Annotated in this window: 17 protein-coding genes; 14 read left to right on the top strand and 3 right to left on the bottom strand. The window is 61.8% G+C overall.

Features of this window, described 5'->3' with window-relative positions:
* Positions 1-27: 27 nt before the first annotated feature.
* From F2P47_RS06425 to F2P47_RS06460, 8 genes are all read left to right on the top strand, one after another.
* Positions 28-1,452, top strand: coding sequence for a gamma-aminobutyraldehyde dehydrogenase (locus tag F2P47_RS06425; RefSeq protein WP_152215434.1), 1,425 nt, complete (start codon positions 28-30; stop codon positions 1,450-1,452).
* A 40-nt stretch (positions 1,453-1,492) separates the two neighbouring features.
* Positions 1,493-2,536, top strand: coding sequence for an ABC transporter ATP-binding protein (locus tag F2P47_RS06430; RefSeq protein WP_422561558.1), 1,044 nt, complete (start codon positions 1,493-1,495; stop codon positions 2,534-2,536).
* A 28-nt stretch (positions 2,537-2,564) separates the two neighbouring features.
* Positions 2,565-3,719, top strand: a complete 1,155-nt coding sequence (locus tag F2P47_RS06435; protein WP_204886560.1) for an ABC transporter substrate-binding protein — start codon at positions 2,565-2,567, stop codon at positions 3,717-3,719.
* Between the two features lie 74 nt (positions 3,720-3,793).
* Positions 3,794-4,654, top strand: coding sequence for an ABC transporter permease (locus F2P47_RS06440; RefSeq protein WP_204886561.1), 861 nt, complete (start codon positions 3,794-3,796; stop codon positions 4,652-4,654).
* Positions 4,655-4,667: 13 nt separating this feature from the next.
* Entirely contained in the window at positions 4,668-5,462 is a 795-nt protein-coding gene (locus F2P47_RS06445) for an ABC transporter permease (protein WP_152215438.1), read from the top strand.
* A gap of 72 nt (positions 5,463-5,534) precedes the next feature.
* Positions 5,535-6,785 (top strand): hypothetical protein, encoded by a 1,251-nt coding sequence (locus F2P47_RS06450; RefSeq protein WP_152215440.1) that lies wholly within the window; start codon positions 5,535-5,537, stop codon positions 6,783-6,785.
* Positions 6,782-7,054: a hypothetical protein gene (locus tag F2P47_RS06455; protein WP_152215442.1), complete on the top strand. Its 273-nt coding sequence runs from the start codon at positions 6,782-6,784 to the stop codon at positions 7,052-7,054. The genes F2P47_RS06450 and F2P47_RS06455 overlap by 4 nt, the downstream gene beginning before the upstream one ends.
* Before the next feature lie 177 nt (positions 7,055-7,231).
* Positions 7,232-8,641, top strand: coding sequence for a hypothetical protein (locus tag F2P47_RS06460; protein WP_152215444.1), 1,410 nt, complete (start codon positions 7,232-7,234; stop codon positions 8,639-8,641).
* A gap of 63 nt (positions 8,642-8,704) precedes the next feature.
* Here F2P47_RS06460 and F2P47_RS06465 read toward each other — a convergent pair whose 3' ends face one another.
* Genes F2P47_RS06465 through F2P47_RS06475 form a run of 3 tightly spaced genes read right to left on the bottom strand, consistent with a single transcriptional unit; the run spans position 8,705 to position 11,917 of the window.
* Positions 8,705-9,400 carry a glutathione S-transferase family protein gene (locus tag F2P47_RS06465; protein WP_152215446.1) on the bottom strand — a complete coding sequence of 232 codons (696 nt, stop codon included), beginning with the start codon at positions 9,398-9,400 and terminating at the stop codon, positions 8,705-8,707.
* Between the two features lie 20 nt (positions 9,401-9,420).
* Positions 9,421-9,789 (bottom strand): limonene-1,2-epoxide hydrolase family protein, encoded by a 369-nt coding sequence (locus F2P47_RS06470; protein ID WP_152215448.1) that lies wholly within the window; start codon positions 9,787-9,789, stop codon positions 9,421-9,423.
* Positions 9,790-9,847: 58 nt separating this feature from the next.
* Positions 9,848-11,917, bottom strand: coding sequence for a 3-hydroxyacyl-CoA dehydrogenase NAD-binding domain-containing protein (locus F2P47_RS06475; protein ID WP_425500030.1), 2,070 nt, complete (start codon positions 11,915-11,917; stop codon positions 9,848-9,850).
* A gap of 118 nt (positions 11,918-12,035) precedes the next feature.
* Between F2P47_RS06475 and F2P47_RS06480 the strand changes: the two genes are divergently transcribed.
* From F2P47_RS06480 to F2P47_RS06505, 6 genes are all read left to right on the top strand, one after another.
* Positions 12,036-12,734 carry a TetR/AcrR family transcriptional regulator gene (locus tag F2P47_RS06480; protein WP_185680985.1) on the top strand — a complete coding sequence of 233 codons (699 nt, stop codon included), beginning with the start codon at positions 12,036-12,038 and terminating at the stop codon, positions 12,732-12,734.
* 74 nt (positions 12,735-12,808) lie between these two features.
* Positions 12,809-13,945 carry an aromatic ring-hydroxylating oxygenase subunit alpha gene (locus F2P47_RS06485; RefSeq protein ID WP_152215454.1) on the top strand — a complete coding sequence of 379 codons (1,137 nt, stop codon included), beginning with the start codon at positions 12,809-12,811 and terminating at the stop codon, positions 13,943-13,945.
* A 160-nt stretch (positions 13,946-14,105) separates the two neighbouring features.
* Positions 14,106-15,041 (top strand): AAA family ATPase, encoded by a 936-nt coding sequence (locus tag F2P47_RS06490; protein WP_246176787.1) that lies wholly within the window; start codon positions 14,106-14,108, stop codon positions 15,039-15,041.
* 1 nt (position 15,042) lies between these two features.
* Complete coding sequence (locus F2P47_RS06495; protein WP_152215459.1) at positions 15,043-16,458, top strand: vWA domain-containing protein; 1,416 nt, start codon at positions 15,043-15,045, stop codon at positions 16,456-16,458.
* A gap of 155 nt (positions 16,459-16,613) precedes the next feature.
* Entirely contained in the window at positions 16,614-17,603 is a 990-nt protein-coding gene (locus F2P47_RS06500; protein ID WP_185680986.1) for an SGNH/GDSL hydrolase family protein, read from the top strand.
* Positions 17,590-18,819: a GDSL-type esterase/lipase family protein gene (locus F2P47_RS06505; protein ID WP_185680987.1), complete on the top strand. Its 1,230-nt coding sequence runs from the start codon at positions 17,590-17,592 to the stop codon at positions 18,817-18,819. Before F2P47_RS06500 ends, F2P47_RS06505 begins: the two co-directional genes overlap by 14 nt.
* Positions 18,820-18,827: the final 8 nt, after the last annotated feature.

Genomic DNA, 18,827 nt, shown 5'->3' on the forward strand with positions numbered 1-18,827 from the left:
ACCGCCGCGGTGGGGAGGGCAGCTACCATGCAGACCAAGCTTTTCATTGATGGCCAGTTCGTCGTTGGCGCGGGTGCCGAGGAAGAAATCCTCAATCCGGCGACAGGCGCACTGATCGCGAAGATTCCCTCCGCCTCCAAGGAGCAGATCGACCAGGCGGTCGCCGCCGCGACCCGGGCCTTCAAGACCTGGGGCCGGACGACGCCTGCGGAGCGCTCGGGCATGCTGCTGAAGCTCGCCGACCGGATCGAGGCGGAGGCGGAAGCCTTTGCGAAGCTCGAAAGCCTCAATTGCGGCAAGCCCTATCCCCGTGCCCTTGAAGACGAAATCCCGGCCATCGCCGATTGCTTCCGCTTTTTCGCGGGCGCGGCGCGCTGCATGTCGGGAAGTGCTGCGGGCGAATATCTCGCAGGCTATACCAGCATGATCCGCCGCGATCCCGTGGGCGTCGTCGCCTCGATCGCGCCCTGGAACTATCCATTGATGATGGTCGCCTGGAAGATCGCGCCCGCGCTCGCCGCCGGTAACGTCGTGGTGCTGAAGCCTTCCGAGCAGACGCCGCTGACGGCGTTGAAGCTTGCCGAGATCATGGCCGATATTTTTCCGGCCGGCGTCTGGAACCTCGTGCTCGGCCGCGGCGAGAATGTCGGCGCGCCGCTCGTTTCGCATCCGGGCGTCCATATGACTTCGCTTACCGGCGACATCGCGACGGGCCGCAAGGTGCTTGAGGCTGCGACCGGCACGTTGAAGCGCACCCATCTTGAGCTTGGCGGCAAGGCGCCCGTCATCGTTTTCGACGACGCCGACATCGCATCCGTCGTCGAGGGTGTCCGCACGTTCGGCTATTACAATGCCGGTCAGGATTGCACCGCCGCCTGCCGCATCTATGCGGCGCCCAAGGTTTACGAGAAGCTCGCCGCCGATCTCGCCAGCGCTGTTTCGACTATCAAACTCGGCACGCCCGAGGTTGACGGCGTCGAACTCGGGCCGCTTATCAGCGAGCGGCAGCGCGCGCGCGTGTCGAGTTTCGTGGAACGCGCCCGTGCGCAGAAGCATGTCGAAATCCTCACCGGTGGAAATCCCGGCGCGGGCAATGGCTTCTTCTACGAGCCGACCGTCGTCGCCGGCGCCTTGCAGGAAGACGAGATCGTTCAGCGCGAAGTCTTCGGCCCCGTCGTTTCGATCACACGCTTCACGGATGTCGAGCAGGCCATCGACTGGGCGAATGACAGCCAGTACGGGCTCGCTTCGTCTGTCTGGACACAAAATATTTCAAAAGCCATGCAGGCCGCCGCGCGGCTTCAATATGGCTGTACATGGATCAACACGCATTTCATGCTGGCAAGCGAAATGCCGCATGGCGGCATGAAGTCGTCGGGCTATGGCAAGGATCTCTCCGCCTATGCGCTCGAAGACTATTCGGTTGCTCGCCATGTGATGGTGAAGCTTTGATCCGCATCGCAACGGGAGAGGGAAGCCGTTGAACGGGATCGTGCAGCAGCAAGTTGGAACTGAAGAGGCGGGCCTTGCCGAGGAGCCGGTGATCGTCCGCGTTTCCGGCGTAAAGAAGAAGTATCGCGACGTTACCGCCGTTGATCACGTCGATCTCGAGGTCCGGCGCGGTGAGTTCTATACGCTGCTCGGCCCGTCCGGTTCCGGCAAGACGACGACGCTGCGCTTGATTGCCGGTTTCGAGAAGCCCGATCAGGGGCTCATCGAATTGAACGGCGCGGATGTCACGAAGCTTCCGCCCTACGACCGCGACATCAACACGGTTTTTCAGGACTACGCGCTTTTCCCGCATATGAGCGTTGCGGAAAATGTCGCCTATGGCCTGCAGACAAAGGGTGTTCCGAAAGACGAATGCAAGGAGCGCGTGATTGAAGCGCTTCGCATGGTGCGGCTGCAGAATTTCGGCGAGCGCAAGCCCGCCGAGCTTTCGGGCGGCCAGCGTCAGCGCGTCGGTCTTGCGCGCGCGATCGTCAATCGTCCGAAGGTGCTGCTGCTCGACGAGCCGCTCGGCGCGCTCGATCTGAAGCTGCGTCAGGAAATGCAGTCCGAGCTCAAGCGCATTCAGGCGGAAGTGAAGATCACCTTCCTCTATGTGACGCACGATCAGGAAGAAGCGCTCACCATGAGCGACCGCATCGCGATCTTCAATCATGGGCGCATCGTGCAGATCGGCACGCCGACTGATGTCTATGAGAAGCCGGCCGATGCCTTCATCGCGAGTTTCGTCGGGACGTCGAATATTCTTCACCGGCATGGCAAGCGCTTCGTGCTGCGTCCTGAAAAGATTCGCATCGCGCCTCTCGGCCAGCTTTTCGACGAGGCGGGCCTTCATGTCGAAGATGGGCGCATTCTCGAAGCGATCTATGTCGGCATGTTCACGCGCTATGTGGTGGCGCTGGCCGACGGCACGGAAGTGACCGCCGTGCGGCAGAATTTCGACCGTACTACAGCCCGCTTCCGCGACGCGGCGGGCACGACCGTTCAAGTGGCGTGGCGTCCGGACAATCTGTTCGAGCTTCAGTGAAACCGTTTCAGGAATGGAGGGCTGCAAGATGATGAATTTGACACGGACCTTGGCCGCGGGCATCAGCCTCGGCACAGCGATCGCGTTTTCCGCCTCGGCATTCGCCGCGCCGGCAGCGCCGAACTATCCGCAGACAATCGGTAAGGGCGAGGGTGCTCTCAACATCGTCGCCTGGGAAGGCTATGCCGAAGATTCGTGGATCAAGCCGTTCGAGAAAGAGACCGGCTGTGTGGTCAACCGCAAATATGCGGGCTCGTCCGACGAGATGGTGACGCTGATGCGCCAGGGTGGCGGCGGCGAATATGATCTCGTCTCGGCTTCGGGCGATGCGAGCCTTCGCCTCATCTATGGCGGCACGGTGCAGCCGATCGACGTCAAGCTCATTCCGGACTTCGAGAACTTCGTGCCGGATCTGAAAGCGCCGCCGCACAACACGGTGAAGGGCCTCCATTACGGTCTCTCCTATGAATGGGGTCCGAACGTCCTGCTCTATAACACCGACAAGATCGCGGCCGCGCCGACGAGCTGGAGTGCGATCTATGATGAGCAGTACAAGGGTAAGGTGACGGTTCCCGACAATCCGATCCAGATCGCCGACGCGGCGCTCTATCTTGCGGTGAAGGATCCAAGCCTCGGCATCAAGGACCCCTACGAGCTCACCGAGAAGCAGCTCGACGCGGTGGTCGCGCTTCTGAAGCAGCAGCGTTCGCTGGTGAAGAAGTACTGGGCGCTCGCCTCCGATGAGATCGAGCTCTTCAAGAATGGCGACGTCGTCATCGGCGCGGCATGGCCCTATCAGACGATCACGCTGAAGGCAGCCGGCGCCAAGGTGGCTGACACCATTCCCACCGAGGGCGCGACAGGTTGGGCTGACAGCTGGATGCTTTCCGCAAAGACGAAGCATCCGAACTGCGCCTACAAGTTCATGGCCTATGTCTCGACCCCGGCTGTGCAGGCACAGCAGGCTCTCTACTTCGGCGAGACGCCCGCGAATATGAAGGCCTGCGAGGAGATGGACAAGGCGGAGGCAGGTTCCTGCGCCAAGTATCACCTCGACGAGGCGACGACCTACATCAAGAAGATCAAGTTCTGGAAGACGCCGCAGAAGACCTGCAGCGACGGCTCCCAAACCTGCACGGACTACAGCGTCTGGCAGCGCAAGTGGCAAGAGGTCAAGGGTTGAACGACCGTCCACATACGGTGTCTGTTTCTACGTCGGACCGCCTTTCGGCGGTGCTCTCCGGGGCGGTCCGTCGCGTGTCCGTAATTCTGTGGCGGAAGCCCGGCCTCAGCGCCGGGCTTCTGCTCGCACCTCCGCTTGGCTGGTTTCTGCTTATCTATATCGCGGCGCTGGCCGCGCTCTTCATCTCGGCGTTCTGGACGACGGACAGCTTCACCGGCGAGATCGACCGGACATGGACGCTGTCGAACTTCCAGGCGATCTTCGGCAGCGAGACCTATCGCCTGATCGCACTGCGCACGATCTTCATGGCGGCCGCGGTGACGATCACCGATGTCATCCTCGCCTTTCCTTTCGCCTATTTCATGGTGCGGCTTGCGAGCCAGCGGCAGCGCGTGGCGCTTTTCACGCTGGTCCTGGTGCCGCTCTGGTCGAGCTATCTCGCACGCGTCTATGCATGGCGCCTGATCTTTGCCCATGAAGGTGTGCTCAACTGGGTTCTGCACGGGCTCGGTTTTCAGAGCATCGAGATCGGTTACACGAACTGGGCGATGTGGATCGTCTTCTCCTATATCTGGCTGCCTTTCATGATCATGCCGATCTATGCGGCGCTGGAACGCATTCCCTATTCGCTCTTCGAAGCCTCGCTCGATCTGGGCGCGAAGGCATGGCGCACTTTCTTCAAGGTGATCCTGCCGCTTGCCATGCCCGGCGTCGTCGCGGGTTCGATCTTCAGCTTTTCGCTGACGCTGGGCGACTACATCACGCCGGTGCTGGTCGGTGGGCCGGGCTCGGATTTCATCGGCAATGTCGTCTATGCGAATGTCGGCATTGCGAACAACGTGCCATTCGCCGCTGCCTATGCGTCGATCCCGCTTGTCGTCATGGGGCTTTATCTCATGGCCGCGCGGCGCAGCGGCGCCTTCGACGTGATGTGAGGAGGAAGGACGCATGGAAACGAAATTCGCCAGGATCGCACTCGCGGCATGGGTCATTTTCGTGCTGGCCTTTCTCTTCGTGCCGATCATTCTGATCTTCGTCTATGCGTTCAACGCCTCGAACATCCAGAGCTGGCCGATCCCCGGCCTGTCGCTGCGCTGGTTCGTCTCGGCGTGGGGAAATCAGGAAATCAGGACGGCGCTTGGCCTCTCGCTCAAGGCGGGCGTGCTGGCCACATCAATTGCCGTCTTCCTCGGCTCCTCGGCGGCCTTCGCCGTTCACCGTTTCGATTTCTTCGGCAAGGAGACAGTGTCCTTCATGGTTGTGCTGCCGATCGCGCTGCCCGGCATCATCACCGGCATGGCGCTCAATTCCTTTTTCGTCTTCTGGGGGCTTGGGCTCTCCTTCTGGACGATCGTGATCGGCCACGCGACCTTCTGCATCGTGATCGTTTACAACAACGTCATCGCGCGACTGCGGCGCGTCCCGCGTTCGCTTGAAGAAGCATCGATGGACCTCGGCGCCGATGCCTGGCAGACCTTCCGCCGCATCACGCTGCCGATGATTTCGACCTCGCTCGTCGCCGGTGCGCTTCTGGCCTTCGCGCTTTCCTTCGATGAAGTGATCGTTACGACATTCACGGCAGGCGCGCAGAACACTCTACCGCTCTGGATCTTCGGCGCGATCCGCCTCGGACAGCGCCTGCCCGAGGTCAATGTCGTTGTGCTTTTCGTGATGTCGCTGACTTTCCTGCCGGTTCTTCTCGCCTACAAGCTGACGAACCAGGCCGGCCCGATGGTCAAATAGTCGCCGAACTTATCCCCGCTCCTCGCGCATCCCCCATATTTCGCATGAGGCAAATGCGAAAGGAGGCCGGCCGTGTCCGTGGCGTCGAGATCGAGCGATATTCCAATTCAAGGGGAGGCGAGCTACGCACCCGATGAAGGCCGCTTCCGGACGAAGACTGGCTGGTGGCAGCCGAACGCGGCGCTGGCGGCTGATTTCTACAATGCGCGCTATGCCCGCAACGGTGTCGATCTGACGCTTGGCGATGCGCTGGCGACCGTCCGTTCATCTGCGCATTTTCTCGCAGGCCCCGATGGCGTCTATCAGTCATTCGCGACAAACACGCTCGCCCGGATCACCGCCGTCGGCGCCTATATCGGCAGGCAGGTGACGAACAAGTGCACCAACTACAACGCAAACCCGGCCAGCACCGCAGGCGTGACGAAGTACGGCACTGGTTCGGTGCTGTCGATCGTCGACGACCAGGCCGCGCTGGCTGCCGCCGGGTTGCAGAACATCGCGACGAGCGGAAAGGTCTACAAGCTGGACAACAGCGCCGGTGCCTCCGAAGGCGGCGTGATGTTCAGCGGCTCTGCCGGCAACGTCAACAAGCACACTGCCAGCGTCTATATGCGCACGGTTGGCGGCACCGCATGCGTCGCCATCAACAGTTCCATTGCGAGTGCCTTTGACACCTATGCCGCTTATTCGCGTGTCGCCGTCACCGGCACGCCCGTGGATACGGGGCGCGGCGCGCAGATCAAGGTTGCCGCAGGCGGGACCGCTTACTTCATTCTCAACCAGCTTGAAGAAAACACCTTCACCACGCCGCCGATCGCAACGGCGGGTGCAGCCGCAACGCGCTATGCGAGCGACGTTCAGGCGGCGAGCATGGGTTGGTTCAACGCGGCGGGACTCGCGAGCGGCGGGGCCGCGCTTATCGTCCCGAATTACGCGAGCGTCGGGCATGGCGTGAGCCGCACGCTCTTCGAGCTCAGCGACGGCACGGCGAACAATCTGGTGCGGGCTCATGTCGATGCGTCCGACAAGCCCGCGCTGGTCATCGTCGCGGGTGGCGTGACGCAGATCGACACTGCATTGTCCGCCGCGGTCGCGCTGGGCCGCAAACCGCTTGCGTTCGGCTGGGGCGCGGGCGGGGGCTATGTCGTAGACAGGACAGGAAATGTCGCGAGCTTTGGCGCAATCACTCTGCCGGGCGGCCTTTCGGTGTTGAGGCTCGGCTCGTCGGTTGCGGGCAATTATCTCAACGCGAAGCTTGAGCAAATTCACATCTGCGGCACGATTCAACAGACCGATGGCCAGACATGGGCGGTGACGGCATGAGTGCGATCAACACCTATCTCATTCGCGCGGCGAGCCCGGAAGAGCTTCATGCAGCGCTTGTCGCAGCCAGCGTCGGCAAAGCCCGTGCCTTCGCATGGGATGCCGACCGCTTCGACGATGCGCGCGTCCGGCTGCCCTATCCGGAAACGTCGCCGGGCGCGACGGACCCCGAAACGGGCGCGGCGACTGAGGCTCCCACCGGAATGTGGCTTTGCGAGGTCGTTCTCGTAAACGAGGAGGACGCGGCTCTGGTGGCGATGCAGGGGTAAGGGCATTGCAAGTGAGCTTACATGCATAATAGAGGGTGTCATTCCGACGGTGCGGTTCTGCTGTGTGAGCCAAATACATGGCGTTGCTCTCGTCCTGCGCCCCGCTCCCGGCATGCGCCTTGCAGGTCAAGCATGTCACGCCTATCGTTTCGTATAAGAACGAATATGGAGCGGGCTATGTCGTTAATGATGACTCTGAGAACGCAATATCTCCTTGTCGTATTTTTTCTGCTCTTTGCGTTTTATGTCGTCGGTAGCTCTTATGTCGGAATCAATGGAACCCATGATGGGCGGCAAGCCGACGTTTATGCGCAAATATTGGGTTTCTATGGGTACAAGGATTATCCGCCTCTAGAGGATTTTCGCGGACATATTGCCATCTACGATATTCCAATCTATGCCTTCGTGGTTGCAAAGCTTGCGCTCATTACAGGATCCGAGCCGCTAGTTGCCGCGAAATGCTTCAATCTTGGTTGGTTTCTTCTCTTGCTTTGGGGAGGGTGCTCGATTGCCGAGGGGTTTAAGTCGGGGGCGGGGGTCTATTTAGTCTTCCTGCTATGCACCTCCCCTGTCTTTCTTCATTATTTCTCGGCGCCAATGCCGGACGACATGGCGCTGGCACTGGCCGTGGCGGCATCGGCGATCTTGCTCAAAGCGGAGCAAACGAGAGCGACGCTTGTTGGGTCGGCGCTGCTCTTCCTCGCTGCCCTCATCAAGTCTCCGATCCCGTTTGTCTTCGTCGTCTTTTTCGCAGTTCAATCGCTGTTGAATCGTGACGGTCATCGGAACGCTTATGCCAACGCCAAGATGCTTATCCCCTTGGTGGTTGCTCTTGCTGGTGCGCTTCTGGCTGAGAAAATACGGAAATATGTGCTCGAAACGGATGTTGGAGGCTTTGCGCAAGACCCGACGTGGTATTTCGGCACCATCCATCAGAGGCTGTCGTTGGATTTTTGGTTGAAGATTCCCAAGCGCTTCGTGAAGTCGAATCCCTTGGTTGTCGTGCTCGCTTTCCCTGCTGCCTACTACTGCCTACGGACTGCGCCGAGGGAATATGCTGCTCTTGGGGTAGCCTTCCTCACCGGTTGGCTCGTCTTCGCGAACGTTTATCTCATCCACGATTATTACGAGATGCCGGTCGACGTTGTGGCTTATGTGTTGTTGGCTATAGGCGCCCAGACGACTTACGCTGCGTTCGTGGATGTGCGATGGGCGGAATCTGTCCTGCTTGTCAGAAACATCGGATTGGCGGTCATTGCGCTGCTCTGCATCATTTACATGCCCAAGCAGAGCAGTCTCTCAACAGTGTCGATCTATGACAGCATGACTTTTGCGCTTCGTGATGAGCGCAAGTTTCTCTGGGTGAACGATGATCACTACAGCGCCCCTGAGATTGGCGGTCGTGTAGGAACGCAGTTTGAACAGATGAGTCACGCTGCTATCGAGAAGAGCTGCGCGAGCGTTGTGGCGGCACATCGCGCTATTCTGGTGAGGGGGCATTCCGACTGTCTGACGTCGTACAAAGCCTCGGCCTCTACCTATATCGAGGATGGTGGTTTCCAGTTTTATCTGCGGAAGGACCGGTAACGCTTGAGCGAGACCGCTCGCGACGACTTGTGGAGGATCGCGAGCAGTCTGTTGTGTCGTGGTTCAAGCTGCCAGCGGATAGAGCGGCACATGACCGATGCCGTCGTAAAGATCGAAGCCCCGTGCGAGCCATTCGTTGAGCGGATCGCTCTTTTCGAGAATGGGCAGGGTGCAGATTGCGCCCGCCCAGAGAAAGCCGCCAAGCGCGATGTAATCGGCGTAGTTGGGTTGGTCGCCGCCGAGGAACGGTGCATTGGCGAGCGCCGCACGCATTGGACGCATCGCGTGGCGCAGTTCCGGGAGCTTCTGCTCGCGGCCTTCGACAAATTGCTCCAGCGTTTTTCCGCCAAGGCGCTTTTCGCGGCTTTCGCGGAAATAGGGCTGGTCCTCTGGCCGCGCATGATTATGGATGTCGAGCACGCAGATCTGGAACATCCGGTTCATCACTTCGAGGCCGAACCAGCCATCGAAGAACCGCACCATTGCGCGCTCCTGCGGGGAGGAGAAGAGGGGCCGCGCGGCATAGGTCTCGTCGAGATGATCGGCAATCGTCCAGCTGTCGCAGACGGTCTTGTCGCCATCCTCGATGATCGGCACGGTCTTGAACTTGCCGCCGCAGAGCTTCGGAATACCGATGAAACCGACAGGCGCCGTTTCATAAGCAAGGCCCTTATGCGCTAGCGCATATTTGATGCGCCAGACAAAGGGGCTGAGCGCGCGGCCATCCTTGTTGACGAGTTCATGCAGGCGGATGGTCATGGTCGGTTCTCCCTCGCGCTTCAGGCCAGAGCCTTCATATAGGTGCCCATGTCGAAATAGTCGCGCCAGGCCTTGATCTTGCCGTTCTCGATTTCAAAGACACCGCAGCAGGGAAGGTCTACCGGCTTGCCGCCGACCTTGAAATGATCGACGCGCTCGGCAAAGACGAGATTGCCGGCCGAGGCGATGTTGAGAATGTCCCACTTCACGTCGCTCCATCCATTGAGGAAAGCGCCGATGAAGGCGGTGAGGCCAGCGCGCCCCTGCACAGGGTCGATCATCATGTTGTGATAGATGCCGTCTTCGGTGAAGTAATCGACGATGGCATCGACGTCGAGGCGTGGCCACGCGTCGACGAAATTGCGGATGAGTTCTTCGTGTCTGTTCATGTGTCCCTCCCGAAACGAAAACGGGGCGGCCTGAGCCGCCCCGCTGTTGTGTTGGCCTTTAGAGGCTCTGGAACTTCTTGCCTTCGGCGACGAGCTTTTCCAGAAGGGCGGAGGGCTTGAAGTCGTCGCCCATCTGCGCCTGGAATTCCTTCATCTTCGCCAGCACCTTGTCGAGGCCGACGGTGTCGCCATAGAACATCGGGCCGCCGCGATAGACCGGCCAGCCATAACCGTTGATCCAGACGATATCGATGTCGGACGCGCGGATGGCCTTGCCCTCTTCGAGGATCTTCGCGCCTTCATTGATCATCGGATAGACGCAACGCTCGAGGATCTCCTGATCGGAAATCGTGCGGCGGTTGATACCCTGCTTCGCGGCGAAGTCGAGAATGATCTTCTCGACGACGGGCGACGGCTTCGCGTTGCGGTTCTCGTCATAGTCGTAGAAGCCGGAGCCCGTCTTCTGGCCGCGGCGATCCATCTCGCAGAGCACTTCGCGAATGGTCGAGCCGGTCGACTTCTCCTTCGACCAGCCGATGTCGAGACCGGCGAGGTCCGACATGGCGAACGGGCCCATGGGGAAGCCGAAGTCATAGAGAACGCGGTCCACATCCCAGGGCATCGCGCCTTCGAGGATAAGCTTCTGCGCTTCGCGCTGGCGCTGCGCGAGGATGCGGTTGCCGACGAAGCCGGGGCAGACGCCAACGAGTGCGGCGATCTTGCCGATCTTCTTGGCGATCTGCATCGAGGTCGCGATGACCGGTTTCGAGGTCTTGTCGGCGCGGACGACTTCGAGGAGCCTCATGACGTTTGCGGGCGAGAAGAAGTGGAGGCCGATGACGGCTTCGGGGCGTTTCACCGCGGTCGCGATCTCGTCAATGTTGAGCGCCGAGGTGTTGGTCGCGAGGATCGCACCCTGCTTCACGATCCGGTCGAGCTTGCCGAAGATGTCTTTCTTGATCTCCATGTTCTCGAAGACGGCTTCGATCACGAGGTCGCTGTCGGCGAGGTCTTCGAGCGCGAGAGTACCGGTGAGGAGCGCCATGCGCTTCTCGACGTCGTCCTGCGTCAGACGGCCCTTCTTCGCGGTGTTCTCGTAGTTCTTGCGAATCGTGGCGATGCCGCGATCAAGCGCTTCCTGCTTCGTCTCGACGATGGTGACGGGAATGCCCGCATTGAGGAAGTTCATCGAGATGCCGCCGCCCATGGTGCCGGCGCCGATGACGCCGACCCTGGCGACGGGGATCGTCGGCGTGTCGGCGGGAACGTCCGGCAGCTTCCAGACCTGACGTTCGGCAAAGAAGACATGGCGCTGGGCCGCGGACTGCGTGCCGGTGACGAGTTCGCGGAAAAGCTTCTGCTCGACCTTGATGCCGTCATCGAAAGGAAGGTTCACGGCCGCTTCGATGCACTGAATATTGTATTCCGGCGCGAGGAAGCCGCGGAACTTGCGGGCATTGGCCTTGCGGAAATTCGCGAAGATTTCCGGATGGCCGCGATCGGCTTCAACCTTGTCGTTGAGGTCTCGGACCTTCTTCAGCGGGCGCTTCTCGGCAACGATCTTGTTGGCAAAGGCGATGGCGCCCTCACGGAGCTTGCCTTCCTCGACCAGCTCATCGACGAGGCCCATTTCCTTGCAGGCCTTGGCACCGACATGGGTGCCGACCGTCACCATCTCGACGGCCTTCTGGGCACCGACGATGCGGGGAAGACGTTGTGTGCCGCCCGCGCCCGGCAGCAGGCCGAGATTGACCTCGGGAAGGCCGCACTTCGCCGAGGGGACGGCGACGCGGTAATGGCAGGTGAGGGCGACTTCGAGGCCGCCGCCGAGCGCCGTGCCGTGGATTGCGGCGATGACGGGCTTCGGTGCGTTCTCGATCATGGCCTGTGCGTCGAAGAGGCTCGGGCCCGAGGGCGCCTTGCCGAATTCGGTGATGTCGGCGCCGGCGATGAAGGTCTTGCCGTCGCAGATCAGGACGATGGCCTTGACGGCGGGATTGTCGATCGCTGCCTTGATGCCGTCATTGATGGCCGTGCGGACGGGGGCCGAAAGGGCGTTCACGGGCGGGGAATTCAGCGTCAGGACGCCGACATCTCCCTCGATGGTCAGATCGCCGACTTCGTTGATGGCTGTCATGGAGCTCTCCCTGGGACGTTTCTGGTGGTTGCTTCTGCGAGCAGATTTTCGGATGTGGTACCCTATAGCCCAATGACGGGGGGATAAAGCGGCAAGGGTGGGACTGACTGTGAGAGGCACGTTAGAAAATGCACAGGGTAGACCCCGGAGTGGCGCAGGCCGCCCAAGGACCAATGCCACGCCGCCCTCGGACGACGCGCGGCGCGACATCATAGAGGCCGCCGCGCGGCTATTCCGGGCCAAGGGTATCGCCGGGGCGTCGGTGCGCGAAATCGCGGCGGAGGCGGGGCTCCAGAAGGCCTCGCTCTACTACTACTTCGGATCGAAGGAAGAGATCGTCCACGCGATGATCGAGGGGGTGCTGACGCCTGCGCTGGCCATGCAGAGGCGCCTCGGGCGGGCGGCGCTGTCCGAGGCGGCGCGGCTCTATGCCTATCTGCGCTTCGACGTCGAGCAGCTCTGCGCGGCGCCCTACGACTGCACCTGGCTCATCAATCACGGCGACCTGAACGATCCACAGATGACGGCCTTCTGGGCGGACCGGAACAAGCTCGTCGCCTGGATCGAAGCCCGGCTGAAGCGGGGGGTGGACGCTGGGGAATTCCACGCCTGCGACAGGAATATGGTGGCAAAGGCCATGATTGCGGCGACCGAATATTCGGTCACATGGGCCGAGCGACAGGACGCGGCCCGCATTGTGGCGACGGCGGAGGAAGTTGCCTCGCTGCTCGTCCGGGGTGTGCTTGCGCCGGGCAGGAACCTCAACGCGCTGCGGCGGGAGGCCGCGGCCTTCAATCATCCGGTATAAGCCGTCCGCATTGACAGGTTGGGTTGGCCTCCCCATTATTTCGACCGATCGGTCGAAATAATGGGGAGGGAGCCATGCCGTCGAAAAATATCGAGGAGGCGCTGCTGGCCGGGCAGGCATCGGTGCTGAAGCCGCTTGCGGAAGCCTCGACGCTGCCGCCCGAGTTCTACACTTCGTCCGGGATATTCGAGGCCGAGATGGAGCGCGTTATGCGCCGCAACTGGTATTCGGTCGGCCATGTGGCGGAGATCCCCAATCCCGGCGACTACTTCCGTTTCGACCTTGCGGGCGAGCCGCTCGTGATCGTGCGCGGACGCGACGGCGCGGTGCGGGCGCTATCCGCCGTTTGCCGCCACCGCTGGATGATGGTGGCGGAGGGTGCGGGCAATGCCGGCACCTTCTCCTGCCCCTATCACAAATGGACCTATGCGCTCGACGGATCGCTGATGGCCGCGCCGTTGATGGACAAAGCAGCTGATTTCGACCGCAAGAATTGCTCGCTCCCCAATTTCGGCTGCGAGGTCTGGCAAGGCATCATCTTCGTCAATCTCGATGGCAAGGCCGCGCCTCTTGCGCCCCAGCTTCAGCCGCTCGCGGAGGAATTGGCGCCCTGGAAAATGGACGAAATGGAGATCGTCGGCCGCGTGGAATTCGATCAGGCGTTCAACTGGAAGACGCTGGTCGACAATTTCATGGAGGCCTATCACCACTTCGCCATCCATCCCGAGACCTTCGAACGCGACTATCCGGGCGCGGATACGAGCGTCGACACGGCAGCGGGGGCCTATGCGGTGCTTCGCATTCCGCACAGGGGAGACGAGCTTTCGGCGACGCTCTTCCCGCCGCTCGATGGCATTCCCGACAAGGCGCGGCGGGGCTTCTCCGTCTTCAATGTGTTCCCTGCGCATATTTTCGCGGTGCTGGCGGATTCGCTCATCTACTACCGGATGGAGCTGAAGAGCGTCGAAGAGTTCAAGCTCACGGCGTATCTGCTCGTCCATCCGAAATCGCTCGATGTGCCGGATGCCGAAGTGCTGAAGGATATTTTCCGGCAGGCGACTTTCGCGATCCATATGGAGGACATTGCGGCTTGCGAGGGCACGCAGAAGGGACTGCGTAGCCGGACGGCGGGGCCTGCGCGGTTGAGCCATCTCGAAGCGGCGATCCATCAGCATCAGATATGGCTGCTCGATCAACTGGCTCGCGGCTGAGCCCCTTTCCCTCGCGTCAGCCATCGGCGCAGGACGACTTGCATGCTTTCGGCTTGTCCTTGCTTTGCTGCCTTGTGGTAGGCTTGCCACCAACAGGAAACGCAAAAAGGGAAGGGGGCTGTTCGCCCCCTGGACAGTGTTGAACAAGGTAGTTCCAGACGTGAACGGCGATGCGCCGTCGCAGATCGCGGCCATTCGGCAGGGTTTCGAGCGCAGCGGCTATATCTGCAACAACCAGATCGCGACCTCGATCTTCCTCGCCGAGCGGTTGCAGAAGCCGCTGCTCGTCGAGGGCCCCCCCGGCGTCGGCAAGACCGAACTCGCCAAGGCGACGGCGGAGCTTCTCGGCAAGCCGCTGATCCGGCTGCAGTGCTATGAAGGTCTCGACGAGGCGAAGGCCCTTTATGAGTGGAAATATGGCAAGCAGCTTCTCTATACGCAGGTGCTGAAGGAGAAGCTCGGCGACCTCATGTCCGGCGCGCAGGGGCTGAAAGAGTCCATCTCGCGTCTGCACGAGTTCGACGACACGTTTTTCAACGAAGAGTTTCTGGAGCCGCGGCCGCTGCTGAAGGCCTTGTGGCAGCCGGGCGGCGCGGTGCTTCTCATCGACGAGCTCGACAAGTCGGATGACGAGTTCGAAGCTTTCCTGCTCGAAATTCTCTCCGACTATCAGATCTCGATTCCGGAACTTGGTACGATCAAGGCGCGGACGACGCCCATCGTCTTCCTGACCTCGAATAATTCGCGCGAGATCGGCGACGCGCTGAAGCGGCGCTGCCTGCATCTCTATATTCCGTTCCCGGACACGGAACTCGAACAGCGCATCATCCGCGCCCGCGTGCCGGAAGTGGAAGAACGTCTGCGCAATCAGCTCGTCGCCTTCGTGCAGGGCCTGCGCGCACTCGACCTCAAGAAGCTGCCGGCGGTGAGCGAGACGATCGACTGGGCGCGCACGCTGGTTCTGCTTCATGCGCGCGAACTCGATGCCGAACTCGTGCGCGACACGCTCAATGTGCTGCTGAAGTTCCAGGACGACATCGAGAATGTCGATTCCGAGATCAATGCGTTGACGACAAAGGCGCTGGCCGCGAGCTGACATGACCGAAGTCCTCGGCGATTTCATACGCGCGCTCAGGGCGGCCGATGTCCGGGTTTCGACCTCGGAATCGATCGATGCCGGGCGCGTGGTCGATCTCGTCGGGCTCGGCGAGCGCGAGATTTTGCGCCATGCGCTGAGCCAGGTGCTGGCGAAGACCGAGGACGAGAAGCAGGCTTTCCGCGACACGTTCGACCGCTACTTCGCCTTCGACCAATTCAAGGCGAAGTCCGAAACCTCGACGCAGCAACAGGGCGATGCGGAGCGGGAGCCGAATGCCGGTGAGACGCAAAACGGTTCGGGCGGAATGCCGGGGCCGGGCGGTGGCGGCACGGAAGGCCAGCCTTCGGGTGGGGCGCCCGCGCCGCAAGACCTCGTCGCCATGCTCGAAGGTGGCGATCAGGCCGCGCTGCAAATGGCGCTTGCCGAAGCGGCACGTCAGGCGCAGCTCAACCGCATCAGGCTTTTCACGCAGCGCGGCATGTATACGCGCCGCATGATGGAGATCATGGGGCTCGACGCGCTGAACGATGAGATCGAGCGGCGCGAGAGCGGCGATCCCAAGGGCGCCGAGCGTCTGAGCGATGCCCGCGACGCGCTGCGCGAGCAGGTGCGCGACTATGTGGAGAAGCAGCTCGAAATCTTCACCGCCAATGCCGGACGGCAATTGCGCGAGGAAGTGCTCTCGCAGGTTCGCCTCAGCAATGTCGACCGCAGCGACATGAAGATCATGCGGGCGCTGGTGGCGAAGATGGCCAAGCGCCTCGTCGCGCTCCATTCCCGCCGCAAGAAGGTGGAAAAGCGTGGCCAGCTCGACATGCGCCGCACCATCCGCGCCAATGTCGAGTTCGACGGGCTGTTCTTCCACACCATCTGGAAGCAGCAGAAGATCGACCGTCCCAAGGTCATGGCGATCTGCGACGTCTCGGGTTCGGTGGCGCAGGTGGCGCGGTTTCTGCTGATGTTCCTTTACAGCCTTCAGGAAGTGCTGCCGCGTGTGCGCTCTTTCGCATTCTCCGGCCAGCTCGGAGAAACGACGGAACTGTTCGAGCGCGAACGCGATATCGAAAAGGCGCTCGCCCGTGCGCTGATGGAGCATGGCGGGGGCTCGACCGACTACGGCCAGGCATTCCTCGATTTCGAACGGCTGGCGCTTGACGATGTGGACCACCGCACGACGGTCCTCATTCTCGGCGATGCACGGTCGAACTATGGCAATCCGCGCGGCGACATTCTGAAGAAAATCCATGCCCGCGCCCGCCGCGTTATCTGGCTGAACCCGGAGCCCAGGTCGCTATGGAACTCGGGCGACAGCGAGATGAAGCGCCTCGCTCCCTATTGCGACACGGCCAAGACCTGTGCCTCGCTGAAGGACCTCGAACGGGTCATTTCCGAGCTTCTGCGCCACGCCACCTGAGCGCCGCCGTCCGGCTGGACTGACTGTCCCGTTATGGTGCATATTTCACCGCCCGGACGGGCATGGGGCCTGCACGGGGCATCCATCTTTCCAATTTCCGGACGCGGGCGCTTGTTGTTGCCCCACGTCTCAGGCATTTGCGTATCGGGGGCAGGGTGGCTCGTTCCATCGCCAGTGGCTTATGTCTCGCGCTGATGCTCGGCGCGGGCTTTGCGCTGCCTGCACATGCCGAGCCGCGTCCGATCTCGCCGGTTCCGCCGGCCGACGCTTCCGTCACCAGCGCCGCGCTCACCGTCCCCCTGCGTAGCGAGTTGCCCGCGAAGCCGGAGGCAGGACCGGAGCAACCGCATTACAACGTGGTGATCTTCGGCGACTCGCTCGGCGATGGCGTGTGGGCGGGGCTCTATCACGTGTTCCACAAGGACAAGCGCTTCAGCGTCATCCGAAAGTCGCGCGTCGCCACGGGCTTTGTGCGCAAGGATTATTACGACTGGAACGACGCCGTGCGCGAAGCCGCCGCCGATACCAAGATCGACATCGCCGTTGTTGTCATGGGCACCAACGACCGTCAGACGATCATCGAGGGTAATGAGCGCCACGCTCTGTTCGAGCCGAAATGGCGCGAGGTCTATCAGGCGCGGGTGGATGATTTCACCGCGACGCTGAAGGCGGCGGGCGCGCGCATCTACTGGGTCGGCCTTCCCGTCATGCGCAGCCCCGGCTTCGAGGCCGACATGGAGACTTTCTCCTCGATCTTTGAAGGGCGGGCAAAAGCCAATGGCGTCGCCTTCATCCCGACCCATCAACTTGCCGCCGACAAGGATGGCAACTATCAGGCCTTTGGCACTGACGCAGCAGGCAAGAAGCGACAGCTGCGCACTGAAGACGGCATTCACTTCACGATGGCCGGATATGAGCTTCTCGCCCGGGGGATCGCGCAAGCTATCCGCACCGATGTCGATAAGGGGCTGGTGACGGCGCAGTCGACAGCGCCGGCGGCGGGCGCGGTTACCTCGGCGGCCCTGACCAGCGCGGGCAGCGAGACTCTACGCGGCAGCACGGATGCGGGCGGGCAGCCGAGCAGGGTCGCCGATATCCGACCCGGCCGCAGCGACGATTGGCGCTGGACCGGTGCCTCGCGGTGATCGCCTGAGCCCTGCGATACGCGGCGCGAAGTTCGCGATCGGCGCGCTTGTCGTTTTCGTTTCCGCCTGTGCGGCGGAGCCGCATTGCGCCGAGCGGCCCGCGTCGGCGGGGCTTGCCGATTTCCACGCGGCGCTCGGCGATCTCGAGGCGGGCAAACGCCGCACGATCAATATTCTCCATCTGGGCGACAGCCATATCGCGCTCGATCATCTGACGGGTGTGCTGCGCGGGGACTGGACGCGCACCTATGGCGATGCGGGGCGCGGCCTGCCGCCGGGCAATCCCTATCGTTACTATGCGCCGCAGGGCTACAAGGTCTCCATGACCGGGCCCTGGGTGGCGGCGTCGAGCCTCAAGGCCGGCGCAACGGGCCCCTTCGGCATTTCGGGCTACCGGATTTCCGCAACAAGCGCGGCGGCACGAACCTCGATCGAGAAAGAGGGCGGGGCCTTCGACGAAGTGGAGATCGAGGCGATGGGCGGGCCCTCCACCGGCTCGCTGATGGTCGCGCTCGACGGCGCCGTCTCGTTGCGCCTCTCCACGCGCGCGCCTCGGACGGGCCTTGTGCGGCTCCGTGTGCCCGCGGCCTCGGCGCATCGCGTGGAAATCCGCCCGGCGGGCGATGGCGAGATCGCGCTTCTTGGCTGGGCGCTCATCACGGGGCGCCCCGGTATTCGCTATGACAGCTATGGGATCAGCGGCGCGACGCTCGATGTCGTCGGTCATTGGGATCAAGGCGTGGTGGACGCGCAGATCGCGGCGCTCAGGCCAGATCTCGTCATTCTCGGCTACGGCACGAATGAGGGCTTCAATGATCGGCTTGATCTCCATGCCTATGCGGCAAAGCTCGGAACCTTGATCGCTCGTTTGAAACGCTTGTCGCCACATGCATCCATCGCCGTGCTCGGCCCGCTCGATGGCGCGCGCAAGGCAAAGTCCGGAGAAGCTGCGACATGCGGAGGCGGCTGGACCACGCCGCCGAAACTTGCCGCCTTGCGCGACGTACAAAAATCCGTGGCGGCGAAACAGGACGCCTTCTATTTCGATCTTTCGGGCGTCATGGATGGCGCATGCGGCATTGCGCGTTGGGCGGACGCACATCCCCCACTCGCCTGGCCGGACCGCGTTCATCTCCGTACGGACGGTGCGCGCCGCGCGGGAGCGGCCTTGCTCCGCGCGTTGATGCCGCACACGAAAACATGCGGCCAGCGCTGAACAAAAGT

The organism is Parvibaculum sedimenti, from assembly GCF_009184905.1.
Taxonomy (GTDB): domain Bacteria; phylum Pseudomonadota; class Alphaproteobacteria; order Parvibaculales; family Parvibaculaceae; genus Parvibaculum; species Parvibaculum sedimenti.

Bases quoted from the DNA above. Each gene is read 5' to 3' on its own strand.
- F2P47_RS06455 (WP_152215442.1), top strand. From the start codon at position 6,782: ATGAGTGCGATCAACACCTATCTCATTCGCGCGGCGAGCCCGGAAGAG.
- F2P47_RS06485 (WP_152215454.1), top strand. From the start codon at position 12,809: ATGCCGTCGAAAAATATCGAGGAGGCGCTGCTGGCCGGGCAGGCATCG.
- F2P47_RS06445 (WP_152215438.1), top strand. From the start codon at position 4,668: ATGGAAACGAAATTCGCCAGGATCGCACTCGCGGCATGGGTCATTTTC.
- F2P47_RS06495 (WP_152215459.1), top strand. From the start codon at position 15,043: ATGACCGAAGTCCTCGGCGATTTCATACGCGCGCTCAGGGCGGCCGAT.
- F2P47_RS06425 (WP_152215434.1), top strand. From the start codon at position 28: ATGCAGACCAAGCTTTTCATTGATGGCCAGTTCGTCGTTGGCGCGGGT.
- F2P47_RS06435 (WP_204886560.1), top strand. From the start codon at position 2,565: ATGATGAATTTGACACGGACCTTGGCCGCGGGCATCAGCCTCGGCACA.
- F2P47_RS06470 (WP_152215448.1), bottom strand. From the start codon at position 9,789: ATGAACAGACACGAAGAACTCATCCGCAATTTCGTCGACGCGTGGCCA.
- F2P47_RS06465 (WP_152215446.1), bottom strand. From the start codon at position 9,400: ATGACCATCCGCCTGCATGAACTCGTCAACAAGGATGGCCGCGCGCTC.
- F2P47_RS06460 (WP_152215444.1), top strand. From the start codon at position 7,232: ATGTCGTTAATGATGACTCTGAGAACGCAATATCTCCTTGTCGTATTT.